The organism is Microbacterium ulmi (assembly GCF_011759705.1).
In the GTDB taxonomy this organism is placed as follows: domain Bacteria; phylum Actinomycetota; class Actinomycetes; order Actinomycetales; family Microbacteriaceae; genus Microbacterium; species Microbacterium ulmi.
In genome coordinates this window covers 451240-463856 of record NZ_JAAOZF010000002.1, presented here as the reverse complement: position 1 = coordinate 463856, position 12617 = coordinate 451240, and the positions used below count along the sequence as shown (strand labels likewise).

Below are 12617 nucleotides of genomic sequence, written 5' to 3'. Positions count from 1 at the left end.
TCAGCCTACGCGGGGCCCCAGACGTCAGGCCTCGACGACTCCGACCTCCTCGAGGCGTTCGAGCAGCCCCGCCCCATCGGACTCCGTGACCCAGGGAACCGACGCGGCCGAGTGGTCGTTGACGGCCGTCCGGCCGCCCGCGAGGACCGCCTCGGCGGGGGAGAGGCGGCGGATCGCGACGGCCGCCACGTTGGACGGATGCTCGCTCGTGAAGCGCGTGTAGATCTCGTCGTCGCGCTGGCCGTCGTCGCCGATGAGGAGCCATTTGACGTCGGGGAACTCGTGCGCGAGCCGATCGAGGTTGGAGAGCTTGTGATCCTTGCCGCTGCGGAACCAGCGGTCGTGCGTCGGACCCCAGTCGGTCAGGAGGATCGCACCCGGAGGGAACAGGTGCCGGCGCAGGAACCGCATGAGCGTGGGGGCGATGTTCCACGCACCCGTCGACAGATACACGACGGGTGCGCCGGGGTTGTCGCGCGTCACGCGCTCGAGCAGCACCGACATGCCCGGGACCGGCTGGCGGGCGTGCTCGTCGACGACGAACGAGTTCCATGCGGCGAGGAGCGGCCGGGGGATCGCGGTCACCATCACGGTGTCGTCGACGTCGGAGACGACGCCGAACCGCACGTCCGGCCCCACGACGAAGACGCGCGTCTCCACGGGATCGCCGCCCTCGACGGACATCTCGAGCGGCTGCCATCCCGGTTCGAGCGTCGCGGGGAGCACCGTGTCGATGACCCCTCCGCGGTCGGCGACGACCTCGTGGACCGTGTCCCCGATGCGCACGGAGACCTGCGCGAAGCCGACAGGCACCGCGGCGAAGCTGCGCCATCCCCGCACGCTCGCGTACTCGCCGCGTTCGGAGGGCTTGACGAGCGGCACGATCAGCACACGGCCGAGCACGCGCACCCAGTCGACGCCCGCATACCCCGGGAACGGGGTCACGGTGGGAGTCAGCAACCGCTTGCGCGCGCGTCTCTCGCGCCACGCATGGAAGCGGTATTCGAGCCGAGCGAGCCAGAGCACCTTGGTGCGTGCAGGGGCGACGGCGTGCTCGGGCATCCACTCAGTCTTCCATGTCCTCCTCGGGGACGCCTGAACGGACGATGTCCTCTTCGTCGCCGTCGAGATGACGGCTCTCCACGCGCTGGATGATCTTCTTCGCGAGGAAGACCAGCACGAAGAACAGGACGATGACGCCGACGAAGATGTACCCGGCGAAGTGCAGCCGGTCCGCGAGCTCGCGGTAGGTGCCCGCGGCGAGGGCCGCGACGGAGATGTAGAGCGCCGCCCAGAGGACGCACGCGGGTGCCGTCCACGCGAGGAACCGCCGATACGAGAAGCGGCTCATCCCGACCGTGAGCGGCACGAGCGAGTGCAGGACGGGGAGGAAGCGGGACAGGAAGATCGCAGGACCGCCGCGGCGGCGCAGATACCGCTCCGACTTGACCCAGTTCGCGTCGCCGATGCGCCGGCCGAGGCTCGACGCGCGGATCCTGGGCCCGAGGAGACGGCCGAGCCAGAACCCGATGCTCTCGCCCGCGAGCGCGCCGATCACGACGGCGACTCCGAGGACGACGCCTTCGAGCGGGCTCGCGACGGCGGTTCCCGCGACGATCACGATCGTGTCGCCCGGCACGACGAGGCCGATCAGGACGCTCGTCTCGAGCATCATCGCGAAGCCTGCGACGAGTGTCCGCAGAGCGGGGTCGACGCCCTGCACGGCATCGAGGAGCCAGCTGAGGAACTCGTTCACGCCCACGAGCCTAGGGCCGGGCGGTGCGCTCTAGCCTGGGAAGATGATCGACCCGCTCACAGCCGTGCGCCTGGACGGCTGGACGGATCCCGAGCGGGTGTTCCTGGGCGGGCCGGCGCGGCATCCGCATGCCTTCTGGCTCGACGCGGGGCCCTTCGCGCGCGCGGGGTGGTCGGTGCTCGGGATCGGCGAGCCAGAGCCTCTTCCCGGCCTCGTGCGCGCCGTCGTCTGTCGCGGCGCGGTCGACCCGTCCTGGCCGGCGGGGCCGTTCCGCGGGGGCTGGGTCGGCTGGCTCGGGTACGAGGATGCCGCCGCCCGTGCGGGCGCCCCCGTCGCACCGGACGACGGGCACGTGCCGCAGGCGATGTGGCTGCGGGTCGATCGCTTCGTCGCGTTCGACCATGCCGCCGGGTGCATATGGGCCGTGGCGCCGGCATCCGATGCGCTGCGCTTCGCGTCCGAGGTGACGTCGTGGCGTGATGCGCTGCCGGATGCCGCAGCCTCCGCCGCTGTAGGCGCCCAGGCCGTCGCGCGGAACTCCCCGAGCGAGTACGCGGCGCTCATCGAGCGCTGTCGCGACGCGATCCGCGAGGGCGACGCGTACCAGCTGTGCCTCACGACCCGCTTCGGGGTCGCGGGCGCCGTGGATCCCGTCGCGACGTATCGCCGCCTTCGCGCCGCTACGCCGACCCACCACGGCGGGCTGCTGCGGACGGGCGCGGTCGCGCTCGCGAGCGCGAGCCCCGAGCGCTTCCTCGACGTCGCCGACGGCATCGTGCGCACGCGACCCATCAAGGGGACCCGGCCCCGCGGACGCGATCCGGAGGAGGACGCCGTCCTCGCCGCCGAGCTCCTCGCGAGCGAGAAGGAGCGCGCCGAGAACGTCATGATCGTCGACCTCATGCGCAACGACCTCTCCCGCGTCTGCGAGCCCGGCAGCGTCGCCGCCGAGAGGCTGCTCGAGGTGGAGTCGTACCCCGCCGTGCATCAGCTCGTCTCGACGGTCGCGGGACGGCTCGTTCCCGGCACGACCGTGGGCGACCTGCTGGATGCCGCGTTCCCCGCCGGCAGCATGACCGGCGCGCCGAAGCTCTCCGCCATGACGATCCTGCACGAACTGGAAGGCATGGCTCGCGGCGTCTTCTCCGGCTGCTTCGGCTGGGTCGGCGACGACGGCGCGCTCGACCTGGCCATGGTGATCCGATCCGTCGTCACCCACCCCGGCGGCGCGTACGTGGGCGCAGGAGGCGGGATCACGTGGCGGTCGGATGCCGCTGCCGAGGTCGCCGAGGTCGGTGTGAAGGCGCGCGGTCCGCTGGCCGCACTGGGCGCGGAGCTTCCTCCCGGCTGGTGAGGGCGCCCGTCCGGTAACCTGGAGGGGCGCTTTCTGCGCTCGAAAAACCCGTGATTGGTGTCCTTCCGTGAGTCAGACCCTTCCCCCCGAGACCGCCGCAGCCGCCGACGGCAGCGGCTTCGACCCGTACGCCATCCAGCAGAAGTGGCAGGCGCGCTGGGCGGAGGCGGACCCCTTCCGTGCGGGCGGCGCAGATGACACGCGGCCGCGGAAGTACGTGCTGGGCATGTTTCCGTACCCGTCGGGCGACCTGCACATGGGCCACGCGGAGAGCTACGCCTATGTCGACATCGTCGCGCGCTTCTGGCGTCACCGCGGGTACAACGTCCTGAACCCGATCGGCTGGGACTCGTTCGGTCTGCCCGCCGAGAACGCGGCGATCCAGCGCGGCGCCGATCCGCGCGAGTGGACGTACGCCAACATCGCGCAGCACAAGAAGAGCTTCCGCGAGTACGGCTCGTCCTACGACTGGTCGCGCATCCTGCACACGAGCGATCCTGAGTACTACCGCTGGAACCAGTGGCTCTTCCAGAAGCTGTACGAGCGCGGTCTCGCGTACCGCAAGGAGAGCCCCGTCAACTGGTGCCCCAACGACCAGACGGTGCTCGCGAACGAGCAGGTCGTCGACGGGCACTGCGAGCGGTGCGGCGCAGAGGTCGTCAAGAAGAAGCTCACTCAGTGGTACTTCAAGATCACCGACTACGCGGACCGCCTGCTCGACGACCTGAACCAGCTCGAGGGCTTCTGGCCGTCCAAGGTCATCCGCATGCAGCGGAACTGGATCGGACGTTCCGTCGGCGCCGACATCGACTTCGAGATCGAGGGCCGCGAAGAGAAGGTCACGGTCTTCTCGACGCGCCCCGACACGCTGCACGGCGCGACGTTCTTCGTCGTCGCCCCCGAGAGCGATCTCGCCGCAGAGCTCGCGGCGGGTGCGCCGGCGGAGGTCCGCATGCGCTTCCAGGACTACCTCGAGCGCGTGGGCAAGGAGAGCGAGATCGACCGGCAGGCGACCGACCGGCCGAAGACGGGCGTCTTCCTCGAGCGGTACGCGCTCAACCCCCTCACCGGCGAGCGGCTCCCGATCTGGGCGGCCGACTACGTCCTCGCCGACTACGGGCACGGGGCCGTCATGGCCGTGCCGGCCCACGACCAGCGCGACCTCGACTTCGCGCGCGCCTTCGATCTGCCGGTGAGAGTCGTCGTCGACACGACGGCCCCCATCACGGGCGCCATCCCCGTCATCGACCTCGACGACGAGGGCAACCCGATCGTGGACGAGTCGCTCGAGTCGATCGACCCCGCCAGGACCGGCATCGCGCTGACCGGAGAGGGCCGTATGATCAACTCGGGCTCGCTCGACGGGCTGAGCAAGCGCAACGCGATCGCTCGCATCATCGAGGAGCTCGAGGCGGCGGGGACCGGTCGGGCGGCGAAGTCCTACCGCCTGCGCGACTGGCTCATCTCGCGCCAGCGCTTCTGGGGCACGCCGATCCCCATGATCCACACGCAGGACGGCCGCATCGTGCCGGTCCCGGCGGACCAGCTGCCGCTCACTCTGCCCGACGCGCAGGGTCTCGACCTCGCGCCGAAGGGCACGTCGCCCCTCGGCGGGGCGACCGAGTGGATGCAGACGGTCGACCCCGAGACGGGCGAGCCGGCTCTGCGCGACCCCGACACGATGGACACCTTCGTCGACAGCTCCTGGTACTTCCTGCGCTTCCTCTCCCCGGGAGACGCGGGCGAGGCGTTCTCGACGCGCGAGGCCGACAAATGGGCCCCCGTCGACTCGTACATCGGCGGCGTCGAGCACGCCATCCTTCACCTGCTGTACGCGCGCTTCATCACGAAGGTGCTCTTCGACATGGGACTCATCGAGTTCACCGAGCCGTTCTCGAGCCTCATCAATCAGGGCATGGTGCTGCTCGGCGGCTCGAAGATGTCCAAGAGCAAGGGCAACCTCGTCGAGTTCGCCGCGAGCATGGTGGATCCGGGTGCCGACGCGTCCCGCGTCGCGATCACGTTCGCGGGGCCCGTCGAGGACGACATCAACTGGGAGGACGTCTCGACGACGGGTGCGCAGAAGTTCCTCGCCCGCGCGTGGCGCGTCGCGAAGGACGTCATGAGCAGCCCCGACGTCGTGTGGGCCGAGGGCGATCCGGCGCTGCGCCGCGTGACGCACCGCCTGCTGGCGGATGCTCCCGGCCTCGTCGAGCAGACCAAGTTCAATGTCGTCGTCGCACGCCTCATGGAGCTCGTGAACGCGACCCGCAAGGCGATCGACACGGGCGCGGGACCCGCCGACCCTGCCGTGCGCGAGGCCGCCGAGGCGACCGCGATGATCCTCGACCTGTTCGCTCCGCACACGGCGGAGGAGATGTGGGAGATCCTCGGCTACGACGGCTTCGTGGGCCTCGTGCCGTGGCGGCAGGCCGACCCGACTCTCCTCGTCGAGGAGTCGGTGACCGCCGTCGTGCAGATCGACGGCAAGGTGCGTGCGACGCTCGAGGTGCCCGCCCGCATCGGCGGCGACGAGCTCGAGGCCCTCGCCCGCGGGGACGAGCGCGTGCAGCGCACGCTCGGCGGCCGCGAGATCACGCGCGCCATCGTGCGCCCCCCGAAGGTCGTGAGCTTCAGCACGCACTGACGCGCTCCTCCCCAGCGCGGGCGCGAGAGGCGCCGTCCACCATCGGGCCACTCCGGCCGTCCTCGTCGGGGAGGTCGCTCATAGCGTGACGGCGTGACGTCCCTCGAAGCCCCCGACGGGGCACGCCGCCGGATCGGACTCGGCGCAGCCGTCGTCGTCGTGCTCGTCGTGCTGACGGCGACGGTCGGCATCGGCATCCTGCGCTCGGCGTCGGCGCCCGTCGAGTCCGTCACGATCGCCGACGGCGGGCAGAGGGATGCCGCGGCGCCCGAGACCGTCTACGTGCACGTGTCGGGGTACGTCGCGGCGCCGGGGCTGTACGTCCTGCACGACGGCGCGCGGGTCGTGGACGCGATCGCCGCCGCAGGAGGCTTCGCTCCCGACGCCGCAGAAGACGCCGTCAACCTGGCGCGGCCGCTCGGAGACGGAGAGCAGCTCGTCGTCCCGGCCATGGGGTCGGCGCCCGACGCCGCATCGGCGCCGGCCGGCGACGGCCGGGTCAACCTCAACACGGCTGGACCAGACGAGCTCGACACGCTGCCGCGGATCGGCGCCGCGATGGCGGCGCGCATCATCGAGTGGCGCGAGGCCAACGGACGCTTCACGAGCGTCGAAGACCTCCTCGCGGTTCCGGGCATCGGCGACAAGATGCTCGAGGCGCTGCGCGACCTGGTGTCCGTATGAACGTCCGCGGACTCCGGCTGGTGCCCGTCGCCGCCGCCGCGTGGGGGGCCGCGGCCGCCGCGACTCTTGTCCCCGCGCACGCGTGGGTGCTCGCGCTCGTCGCGTGGGGCCTGGGCGTGCTCTCGCTCCGGGCGTTCGCACGACGGATGCCGCGCGTCGTGCTCGTGCTGCCGCGCGTCGTGCTCGTGCTGCTGCTCGTCGCCTCGGCTGCTGTCGCGTCGCACGTCGCCCTCGCGCAGCCCGCACGCATCGCCGCGAGCGCGCTCGGGCTCGACGGAGGGCGCGCGCTCACCGTGACGGCCGTCGTGACGGGCAAGGCAGAGACCTGGGTCACTGGCACGATCGCGTTCGACGCCGTCACGACCTCCCTCGCGTCGGGCGCCGACACGACGGCCCTGCGGATCGACGTCGTGATCACGGTCGAGCCCGACGCGGTCGACGGACGCGTCGACGTCGGGGCGCGGGTCGTCGCGCGCGGGTCGGCGCGCCCGGCAGACGCCGGTGCGCGGGCGGTCCTCGTCGTGCAGGCGACGCGCGGTGTCGAGGTCGTCGAGGAGCCGCCAGGTGTGCTCGAGACGATGTCAGGACTGCGGCGAGGTCTCGTCGCGGCGGTCGAGGGCCTGCCCACGCCCGGCGCGGGCCTCGTCCCCGGGCTCGCGGTGGGCGACACATCGAGCGTCGACGCCGAGCTCGACGCAGCGATGAAGTCGTCGTCCCTCTCGCATTTGACGGCCGTCTCCGGCGCGAACTGCGCGCTCGTGGTCGGGATCGCGTTCGGGGCGGCATCCGCCTTCGGGGCAGGGCGGCGGCTCCGCGTCCTCGTGTCGCTCGCCGCCCTCGTCGGGTTCGTGCTCCTCGTCACGCCCGAGCCGTCGGTCGTGCGCGCGGCTGCCATGGCGACCGTCGCGATGCTCGCGGTCCTGCTCGGAAGGGCCGCGACGGGGATGTCGGTGCTGTCGCTCGCCGTGACGGTGCTTCTCGTCGTCGACCCCTGGCTGTCGACGTCGCTCGGCTTCGCCCTGTCGGCCGTCGCGACGGCGTCGCTCCTGCTGCTGGCCCGTCCGCTGGCGGCGGGCCTCGCGCGTCGCATGCCGCGCGCGCTCGCCCTCGCGTTCTCAGTCCCGCTGGCGGCCCAGCTCGCCTGCGGCCCGCTGCTCGTGCTCATCACTCCGAGCGTGCCCGTCTACGGCGTCGTCGCGAACCTCCTCGCGGGGCCCGCGGCACCCCTTGCGACGATCGCGGGGCTCGCGGCCTGCCTCGCCGCACCCCTGCCGTGGCTCCAATCCGGGCTCGCGGCGATCGCCTGGGCCCCGGCTGCGTGGATCGCCGCGACGGCGCACACGTTCGCGACGCTCCCGGGCGCCCAGCTGCCCTGGATCGACGGCGTGCTCGGGCTCATGGCGCTCGCGGCCGTCGGCGCCGCCGTCGCCGTGCTGCTCGGCGTGCGCGGGGCGGGCCGCCGGCACCGCATCCTGCGCGCGGCATCCTGCGTGCTCCTCGCTCTTGCGGTCGGGATCGCTGCGGGAAGCGTCGCGCTGACGAGCTCCGTCGCAGGCCGATTCACGCTGCCTGGCGACTGGTCCGTCCTCGCGTGCGATGTCGGGCAGGGCGACGCGGTCCTCGTCCGTTCGGGGAGCAGTGTCGCACTCGTCGACACGGGTCCGGATCCCGATCGGCTCGCGGCATGTCTGTCCCGGACGGGAGTCGGGCAGCTCGACCTTCTCGTGCTGACCCATTTCGACCTCGACCACGTCGGCGGGGTCGATGCCGTGCGCGGACGAGTCGGCACGGTGGTCCACGGACCGGCGACCGCGTCGGCGGACCGCGCGCTCGTGGCGGACCTCGTCTCGGCCGGGGCGGAGGCCGTGCAGGGCGCCGCCGGGCTCCACGGGACCCTGGGCGACGCGCAGTGGCGGGTCGTGTGGCCGCCGCGTGCGAGCCACGCGTTCCCGAGCGGCAACGACGCGAGCGTCGTCGTCGAGATAGAAGGGGGAGGGGTGCCGGCGTCGCTGTGGCTCGGCGACCTCTCTGCGTCGCCGCAGCGCGCGCTCGCGGCATCCGGTGTCCTCGATCCGCCGTACGCGCTCGTGAAGGTCGCGCACCACGGCAGTGCGGATCAGGATGCCGGGCTCTATCGCCTGCTCGATCCCGCGATCGCCCTGATCTGCGTCGGCGTCGACAACGACTACGGGCACCCGCGTGCCGAGACCATCGGGATGCTGGAGTCGCTCGGAGCGACCATCGCCCGCACAGACACGCAAGGCGTCATCGCCGTCTCGTCGGCGCCGACGGGTCTCATCGTGAGCAGGGACCGGGCGGGTCTGTAATATCGGCGGCAACTGGCGCAGGGAGCGCGCATGACGGCTGGGGAACGCGGGCGAGTGCGCCCGGAAGCGGTGGGGCGAGTGATCGCGCTGGCGATCGTCGCAGCCGCCGGAGTCGTGGGAACGGTGTGCCTGACGGCGTATGTCGGAGACGGGGCGCACTTCCTGCATCGCATGCTCGTCGAGGGCGGCTTCGCGTTCGGCAATGCGGACAGGACCTTCTCGGCGGGGGTGACGGAGCTGCCTGCGATCGTCGCGATCGCCGTCGGCGGCGTCGACGCGGGGGCGGTCGCGCTGATCTACAGTGCAGGGCTCATGCTGATCCCGACGGCGGCCTGGTGCGCCGCCATCCTCCTGCACTGGCGCACGCCACTCCTGTGGCTCTTCTTCACGATGTGGGCGGTCGTCTTCCCCGTGTCCGCGTTCTTCGCGGTGGGCGAGTACAACCTGACCTACGCTCTCGTCGCCCTCGCGGCGGCGCTCGTGCTGCGGACGGGACCGTGGACGCTCGCGGAGTCGATCGGGCTCGCGGCGGTCTCGGTCGTGCTCCTGCGTTCGTACGAGTCCACGATCTTCCTCGGACCCGTGCTCATCGTCGGCGTCGTGCTCAGGATGCGCGACCGCGACGACGTCGAGGCGGGCCGCGGGCGCAAGCGCGCGACGACGTGGATCGTCGGCGCGGCGGCGGTGCTCCTCGCGGGCGGTGCCGTCCTCGGGCTCGTCACCGCGCTGTGGACGCTGTCGCCGGTGGGCGGCGGAACGTTCGACCAGGCGGCGAACCTCTCGCTGCTCGCGCGCGATCCCCGCGTCGTCGTGGCGGGTGTCGCGGTGCTTGCGATGATCCTCGCGCTCGCGGTCTCCTCGCGGCGGCTCGCCATCGCCGCCATCGGGGTCGGCATCCTCGCGGCGATCGCCCTTCTCGCGGTGCCGATCTTCCCATCGGCGGTTCCCCGCGTGATCGACGCGGACTGGCCCTACCCGTGGATGCACTACAACGCGCGGATCGCGGTGGCCGTGCTCCTGGCCGTCCTCATCGGACTCGCGACCGCGCTGCGGTTCACGCGGCTGGGCGTCAGGGCGCACGACCGCGTGCGCGCCGCGTGGGTCGTGCCCGTCGTCGTGATCGTCGCCATGGGGATCGACTTCGGACGCACGTGCGTCGAGTTCCGCGACTGGACCCACGACTTCGCGCAGACGGTCCGGTCGCGCGCAGGGCTCATCCCCTTCGAGGCGTCCGGTGTGCACCCCCGCTTCACGTGGACGTGGACGAACCCGACGCTGAGCCTCGTCCTGTGGACTCGCGAGGGACAGGGCGTCATCCTCAACAGTGCCGACTACGATGGCTGGGAGCCCTTCGACCCCCACGAGCCGCTGCCGACCGTCCCCGCACGATTCCTCGCGCAGCCGTGAGGCCGGCGACACGGCCCGGTCGCAGCCTCCGTCGCGGGCCATCCTGCGCGGGGCTCGCAGGAGGCGCGCAGCCGGCGCGCGTCCCCGCCCCGCGCGGACGCGACGTCGGCGCCTGTCGATAGGCTGGGCGAATGGCAGGCAGCGCACGACGAGCACCCGCGCGCGGCTCGGCGAGCGCACGCAGCGCGATCCGCCAGCTCTCCTGGCGCGACCCGCAGCCGGCCCCGATCGTCCTCGTGTCCGGGCCGGAGGACGTGTGCGCAGAGCGCGCGACGGCGTCGCTGCGCGAGTATCTGCGGGCTGAAGACCCGAGCCTCGAGGTGTCCGACCTCCGTGCCGACGACTACGTCCAGGGGTCGCTGCTCGCGGTGACGTCGCCGTCGCTGTTCGGCGAGCCGCGCCTGGTGAGGGTCACGGGCGTGGAGAAGTGCTCCGACGCCTTCCTCGCGGAAGCGCTCGCCTACCTCGAGGCGCCGCAGGACGGCGCGACGGTGGTGCTGCGTCACACGAGCGCGACGGTGCGCGGCAAGAAGCTCCTCGACGCCGTCCGCGCGGGCACCGGCGGCGGAGTCGAGATCCCCTGCCTCGCCGTGAAGCGCGACTCCGACAGGTTCGACTTCGCGGCCGGCGAGTTCCAGGCGGCGAAGAAGCGCATCGCGCCCGCCGCGCTGCGCGCCCTCGTCTCGGCGTTCGCCGACGACCTCACGGAGCTCGCGGCCGCGTGTCAGCAGCTGATCGCGGACGTCCCCGGCGACATCACGGAGCAGGTGGTCGAGCGCTACTACGGCGGGCGGGTCGAGACATCCGCCTTCACCGTCGCCGACACGGCGATCGCAGGCCGCTACGGCGATGCGCTCATCTCGCTGCGCCACGCACTGGCCTCGGGCGCCGATCCGGTGCCGCTCGTGGCTGCGATCGCGTCGAAGCTCCGCACGATGGCGCGAGTCGCAGGCAGCGGGCGTGAGCCCTCCGCCGCGCTCGCGGCTCGACTCGGACTCAAGGACTGGCAGGTCGACCGCGCGCGACGAGACCTCTCCGGGTGGAACGAGACGACTCTCGGCATGGCCATCCAGGCCGCGGCGCGTGCGGATGCCGAGGTCAAGGGCGCATCGCGCGACCCCGTCTTCGCGCTGGAGCGCCTCGTGACGGTCATCTCGACGCGCGCGCCGTTCAGCGCCTCCGGGAGCTGACGCGGCGCGATGCCGTCGGCCGCGGACACGGGGCCCGACACGTCGAGCGCCTGCAGGATCCGCCGCCGCGGGATGCAGAAGAGCCCGCCCCCGGAGGGACGGGCTCTTCGAAAATGCGGTCAGAGCGACGCGACCTGCTTGGCGATGGCCGACTTGCGGTTCGCCGCCTGGTTCTTGTGGATGACGCCCTTGCTCACGGCCTTGTCGAGCTTCTTGGTCGCCTTCAGGAGCGCCTTCTCGGCCGAGGCCTTGTCGCCCGCCGTGACGGCCTCGCGCGTGCGACGCACGGCGGTCTTCAGCTCGCTCTTGACGGCCTTGTTGCGCTCGTGCGCCTTCTCGTTGGTCTTGTTGCGCTTGATCTGCGACTTGATGTTCGCCACGTTCGACGGCTCTTTCGTTCGGAGTGTTCTGATGAGTTGCCGGTCGGCGCGAGAGGGGCGCTCCGGCGGTCGTGAGGGGTGAACCCACACGCAAGCCAATCACCGAGTCTATCAGGTCTGGTCGAGCGTCGTGATCGCGAGGTCGAGGAGCGCGTTGAACACCCGCGGCCGCATGGCGGTCACGAGGTGGCTCGTGCGCGGTACGACGATGAGCTCGGCATCCGGGGCCACCCTGCGGAAGAGCCGTTCGTTGATGCGCAGCTGATCGTACTGGCCGTTGATGAACCACATCGGCACACGGATGCGACCGAGCGCCGCGAGCAGGTCGAGCACCGAGAGGCTGCGCAGGGCGACGTCCTGCGCGTCGTACGCATATCCGCCCGCGCCGAAGTCGGCGCGCGTCTCGGGGGGAAGCGTCGCATCGAGCACGCGATCGGCGAGCCACTGTCCGCGATCCGAGAGCGAGTCGAAGCTGCGCGCCAGGAGACGGTAGGTGGCAAGCCCCACACCCCGGGGGATCGCGGTGCAGGATGCCGCGATGAACCCTGCGATGGGGGGCGCGTTCTCGCTGCCGGCGTACTCGATCGAGAGCAGGCCGCCCATCGAGTGGCCGACGAGGAGCACCGGACCTCGGGCGGCGGCATCCCGGACCGCACGATCGATCGTCGCGAACGCCTCGTCGAGCGTGAAGTCCTCGGCCATGCGCGCGCCGTGCCCGGGGAGGTCGATCGTGGTCGCCGGATTCCCGCGCGAGAGGAGGTGCGTGACCTGTGCGCGCCACATCGTCGCGGACGTCCGGATGCCGTGCACGAACACGACCTGGACCGTCATGCGATCAGGCTACGACGGTCCTGTCCGGGACGGCGTCGTCA

The 12617-nt window shown here is 71.7% G+C and carries 10 protein-coding genes; 6 read left to right on the top strand and 4 right to left on the bottom strand.

The features are described from left to right. Positions 1 to 24: 24 nt before the first annotated feature. Both FHS08_RS14795 and FHS08_RS14790 read right to left on the bottom strand, forming a co-directional pair. Complete coding sequence (locus tag FHS08_RS14795) at positions 25 to 1062, bottom strand: App1 family protein (RefSeq protein WP_167040803.1); 1038 nt, start codon at positions 1060 to 1062, stop codon at positions 25 to 27. A gap of 4 nt (positions 1063 to 1066) precedes the next feature. After that, positions 1067 to 1756, bottom strand: a complete 690-nt coding sequence (locus FHS08_RS14790) for a VTT domain-containing protein (protein WP_167040800.1) — start codon at positions 1754 to 1756, stop codon at positions 1067 to 1069. 43 nt (positions 1757 to 1799) lie between these two features. On the opposite strand from FHS08_RS14790, the gene pabB reads away from it, so the two are divergent. The 6 genes from pabB (at position 1800) to holA (ending at position 11365) form a co-directional block, all read left to right on the top strand. Further along, positions 1800 to 3110, top strand: a complete 1311-nt coding sequence (gene pabB, locus FHS08_RS14785; protein ID WP_167040797.1) for an aminodeoxychorismate synthase component I — start codon at positions 1800 to 1802, stop codon at positions 3108 to 3110. Positions 3111 to 3177: 67 nt separating this feature from the next. After that, complete coding sequence (leuS, locus tag FHS08_RS14780) at positions 3178 to 5757, top strand: leucine--tRNA ligase (RefSeq protein WP_167040794.1); 2580 nt, start codon at positions 3178 to 3180, stop codon at positions 5755 to 5757. Positions 5758 to 5850: 93 nt separating this feature from the next. Then, positions 5851 to 6441, top strand: a complete 591-nt coding sequence (locus FHS08_RS14775) for a ComEA family DNA-binding protein (RefSeq protein ID WP_341800432.1) — start codon at positions 5851 to 5853, stop codon at positions 6439 to 6441. Next, complete coding sequence (locus tag FHS08_RS14770) at positions 6438 to 8768, top strand: ComEC/Rec2 family competence protein (RefSeq protein ID WP_167040789.1); 2331 nt, start codon at positions 6438 to 6440, stop codon at positions 8766 to 8768. Before FHS08_RS14775 ends, FHS08_RS14770 begins: the two co-directional genes overlap by 4 nt. 30 nt (positions 8769 to 8798) lie before the next feature. Beyond that, positions 8799 to 10175, top strand: coding sequence for a hypothetical protein (locus FHS08_RS14765; RefSeq protein ID WP_167040786.1), 1377 nt, complete (start codon positions 8799 to 8801; stop codon positions 10173 to 10175). A gap of 131 nt (positions 10176 to 10306) precedes the next feature. Continuing rightward, positions 10307 to 11365, top strand: a complete 1059-nt coding sequence (gene holA, locus FHS08_RS14760) for a DNA polymerase III subunit delta (RefSeq protein ID WP_167040783.1) — start codon at positions 10307 to 10309, stop codon at positions 11363 to 11365. 119 nt (positions 11366 to 11484) lie between these two features. Here the strand turns inward: holA and rpsT are convergent, their stop codons facing one another. Together rpsT and FHS08_RS14750 are read right to left on the bottom strand one after the other, a co-directional pair. Continuing rightward, complete coding sequence (gene rpsT / locus FHS08_RS14755; RefSeq protein WP_167040780.1) at positions 11485 to 11745, bottom strand: 30S ribosomal protein S20; 261 nt, start codon at positions 11743 to 11745, stop codon at positions 11485 to 11487. A 111-nt stretch (positions 11746 to 11856) separates the two neighbouring features. Further along, entirely contained in the window at positions 11857 to 12576 is a 720-nt protein-coding gene (locus FHS08_RS14750; protein WP_167040777.1) for an alpha/beta fold hydrolase, read from the bottom strand. Positions 12577 to 12617: the final 41 nt, after the last annotated feature.